The organism is bacterium (genome assembly GCA_030685015.1).
Lineage (GTDB): Bacteria > CAIWAD01 > CAIWAD01 > CAIWAD01 > CAIWAD01 > CAIWAD01.
Genome location: JAUXWS010000052.1, coordinates 1 through 4,368 on the forward strand (window position 1 = coordinate 1; position 4,368 = coordinate 4,368).

At 67.1% G+C, this 4,368-nt stretch carries 2 protein-coding genes and 1 pseudogene; all 3 read left to right on the top strand.

The window, feature by feature from the left end:
• Positions 1-22: 22 nt before the first annotated feature.
• Positions 23-325, top strand: a pseudogene (locus tag Q8O14_06970) (type II toxin-antitoxin system PemK/MazF family toxin).
• A 152-nt stretch (positions 326-477) separates the two neighbouring features.
• A complete protein-coding gene (locus Q8O14_06975; GenBank protein ID MDP2360479.1) occupies positions 478-3,354 on the top strand; it encodes an SUMF1/EgtB/PvdO family nonheme iron enzyme in 2,877 nt (958 codons plus the stop codon).
• A 148-nt stretch (positions 3,355-3,502) separates the two neighbouring features.
• Positions 3,503-4,368: SUMF1/EgtB/PvdO family nonheme iron enzyme (locus Q8O14_06980; protein ID MDP2360480.1), on the top strand; the 866-nt coding region annotated here is incomplete at its 3' end.

Genomic DNA, 4,368 nt, shown 5'->3' on the forward strand with positions numbered 1-4,368 from the left:
GGTGTGAGTCGCCAACTTCAATCCCGCGCGCGGCGAGGAACTGGGCAAGATCCATCCGGCGCTGGTGATCCAGGCGGACGAGTTGTCCGAGGCCGTCACGCCCCTGGTCGTCGTCCTGCCCTTGAGCACGATGACCATGCCTGCGGGCGAGCTGTTCATCCGATTGGGCGCCCGTGACCGGCTGCTCCAGGACAGCGTGGTGCTCACCGACCAGCCCCGCACCATTGACCGGCGGCGCCTGGGGGAGGGTCCCTTGACCCGGCTCAGCGCCGCCGGGCTGTGCGCCGTGGAGAACGCGCTGCGGCTGGTGCTGGGCCTCTCATAGTTGCCTGGCAGGGCGCGGCGGCCGGACCCGGGCGACACTGTTGCACCGGCGCCGGTCACCTGGTCCAGCGAGGTAGTGCTTGCATGTTCCGGCTGACATCGCGTGATTGGCCCTCCCCTTCCGCACACAGTAATCAACGACAGGAGCAACAGATGACCCCGACTCGGATCAGCTCACCCGGCACTGGCCTCCTGCTCCTGCTTGCGGCAGGCGCCTGGGCGCAGGCACTCCCCGACGGGACGGACACGCCCCTCAGCCGGCGCCTCACGATGGAATGGCAGGGCGGGCGGGGCACGGCCTTCCAGCGCCTGCTGGCCTCGGACAGCGCGCCCATGCGCCACTTGCTGAGCCGCCCGGGCATCGCTTTCGATCATCTGGACGTCAGCGGCATGCCGGTCTTCCTCGCCGAGGAGAACCTCAACGCCGCGCGCACCCTGAGCACGGACGATGTCTGGCCGGGCGGCGGCGCCGGTCTGAACCTGACGGGGAGCGGCATCGGCTACCTGGGCATCTGGGACAGCGGCGCGGTGCGCGCCAGCCACCAGGAGTTCGGCGGACGCGTCACGATCCACGACGCGGGCGCCACCTCCGCCCATTCCACCCACGTGGCCGGGACGCTGATCGCCGCCGGCGTGGATCCGGCCGCCCGGGGCATGGCCTACCAAGCCGCCCTCACCAGCTGGAACTGGGACAACGACCTGGGCGAGATGGCCGCCGCCGCGGCGGGCGGCTTGCGCGTATCCAACCATTCCTACGGTTGGATCAGCGGGTGGTACTGGTCCGGCAGCGACTGGTACTGGTACGGCGACATCAGCATCAGTCCGCTGGAGGCCTACCAGTTCGGTTATTATGGCAGCAAGAGCCGCGATCATGACGAGATCGCCCATGCGCATCCCACCTACCTCATCGTGAACAGCGCGGGCAACGACCGGGACGACACGGGGCCGGGGGCCGGCGGCCTCCACTACGTCTGGGACGGCGGCTGGGTCCTGAGCACGGTCACGCGCCAGGCCGACGGCGCCAGCGGGGGCTATGATTGCATCGGCGCGGACAAGTGCGCCAAGAACACCCTGACCATCGGCGCCGTGGACGACGTGCCGGCCGGCTATGCCGCTCCCGCGGACGTGGTGATGAGCGCCTTCAGCAACTGGGGACCCACCGACGACGGCCGCATCAAGCCCGACCTGGTCGCCAACGGGATCGGTCTGACCTCCTCTCTCAACGGCTCCGACACGGAGTACGCCACCTATTCCGGCACCTCCATGGCCAGCCCCAATGCCGCGGGATCCGTGGCGCTGCTGGGTCAGCACTACGAGGCGCGTTTGGGCACCGTACCCCGCGCCGCCACGCTGAAGGCCCTGCTTATCCACACCACCGACGAGGCGGGCCCTGCCGCCGGCCCGGACTACAGCCACGGCTGGGGGCTGCTCAACACGCGCGCCGCCGCGGAGTTGATCAGCCTGCAGGAGACGGAGGATTGGCACATCCAGGAGCGGCAGTTGCAGAACGGCGCACAGGAGAACCTCTCCTTGTGGGCCGAGGCCGGCCACGATGTGCGCATCACCATGGGCTGGACGGACCCGCCCGGCACCTCCCCCGCCCCCGCCCTGGATCCGCCCGATCCCATCCTCGTCCACGACCTGGACCTGCGCTGCCACCCCCCCGTGGGGACGGCCCGGCTGCCCTGGATCCTCGACCCCGCCAACCCCGCGCTGGCGGCGACGCGGGGCGACAACACGCGGGACAACGTCGAGCAGATCCAGTTCACGGCCACGGAGACGGGAATTCATACGCTCGTCATCAGCCACAAGGGGACCATTGCTTCCCAGGCCTACAGCCTGATCCTGAGTGGGGCGCATCCCTACGTGTGCACCGATCCGACACCGCAGGCGCCGCAGGTCCAGATCTCTGTCAGTGGCGGTGATGTGCTGCTCAGTTGGCCGCCCGTGACGGAATCGGTGGGCGGCTGCCCCCTCTCCGACGTGCAATACGAGGTATGGAAGGCCGCCGGTGTGGGGGCCGCCTTCACCCTGCTCGAGACAATCGTGGGCACCAGCACCACGGATGTGGGCGCCGTGTCCCCGTCGGGACTGGGGCTCTATCGCGTGATCGCAGTCAGCGACGGCGGGGGTCCGGACATGGTGCTCATCCCCGCCGGCCAGTTCATGATGGGCCAGGCCGGCGTGGCCACGCCCGAGCACTCCGTTACCCTAACCAACGACTTCCTGCTGGGCCGCACCGAGGTGACCAACGCCCAATTCCTGGAGGCGCTGAACTGGGCCAAGGCGCAGGGCTTGGTCTCCGTGGTGGGGGACTATGTGCAGCAGTACGGCGTGACCCTGTTGCGCATCAACGAGAGCGGCTACGATCGCTTCGAAATCCGCTACAACGCCGGAACGCAACAATTCTTCCTGCAGGCCGGGACCTGGGATGCCGGCAGTTACGGTCCAGGTGAGGCCTACCCCGGCGGCGCCTACGACCCAGCGAACCACCCCGTCAAGAATGTGTCGTGGTATGGTGCGGCTTGCTATTGCGACTGGCTCAGCCTGATGAATGGCCTGCCCCCCTACTACAACGGCAACTGGGGGCAGATTCCCAGCCCCAACAACCCCTACACCGCTGCGGGCTATCGCCTGCCCACAGAGGCGGAATGGGAGTTTGCGGCGCAGTACGATGACGAGCGCACCTATCCATGGGGCAATGCGTCACCCACGGCTTGTGTGCATGCCAACTACAGCGGTTGTATGGGATGGACGGCGCCGGTAGGCAGCTACCCTGCCGGTGACAGCGAACTGGGTCTGAAGGACATGGCGGGGAATGTGTGGGAGTGGTGCAATGATTGGTACGGGAGCTACAGCAGCAGTCCGCAGTCAAACCCGGCGGGTCCGGCCAGCGGCTCCGGCCGTGTGGAACGGGGCAGCGGTTGGGGCAACAGCGCGACCAACCTGCCGTGCGCCTTTCGCTTCTATGGCAGCCCGTTCAGCAACTACTACTTCTACGGCTTCCGTCTCTGCAGGACTCTCCCGTGAGCCGTTGCCCTCCTACCCTTTGGGGGGCTGTTTGCTGGGAACACGTGAGCCACGACGCTAGGCCCCAGGCCGAGCGAGCCCGCGCGGAAGTCGCAGGGCAAGGCCTGCGGACCGGGCGGCGGAGCGGATGTTGATGAACGGAGTCACCATGAGAACCACTACCACTTTCCTTGCCGGCCTGCTGGGCTCCCTTGCCGTGGCCCTGGCTGCACCGCCCTTGCCCGTCACCGATCTGCAGATCCAGGTGGCGGACTCGGCGCATGTCCAACTGGACTGGTCGCCCGTGACCCAGGACACCCTGGGCAACCCTCTTGACTGTGTCTTTTATGATGTCCACCTGAGCGAGTCGCCGGGCTTTCTCCCGACGGAGGCCACCTGGATCGACAGCACCTCGGCTGCGAGCTACACGGACAGCTTCACAGGTGATCGTGGCTTCTATCGAGTCCAGGTGCAATCCTGCCCGGATGCCAATCCCCTGGACATGGTGCTGATCCCCGCCGGCCAGTTCGTGATGGGCCAGGCCGGCGTGGCCACGCCCGAGCATTTGGTGACCCTGACCAACGACTTCCTGCTGGGCCGCACCGAAGTGACCAATGCCCAGTACCTGGAGGCGCTGAACTGGGCCAAGGCGCAGGGCTTGGTGTCCGTGGTGGGGGACTATGTCCAGCAGTATGGCGTGAACCTGCTGCGGATCAACTACCCCGGTCGCGATTACTGCGAGATTCGCTACAACGCCGGCACGCAGCAGTTCTACCTGCAAGCCGGTACTTACGATGCTGGAAGCTGGGGTCCGGGTGAGGCCTACCCTGGCGGTAACTACGACCCGGTGAACCATCCCGTGATGTGGGTGTCCTGGTACGGCGCGGCCTGCTACTGCGACTGGCGCAGCCAGATGGAGAACCTGCCCCGCTATTACGAAGGCCAATGGGGCCAAATTCCCAACCCCCGCAATCCCTACACGGCCACGGGCTACCGCCTGCCCACCGAGGCGGAATGGGAATTCGCCGCCCAACA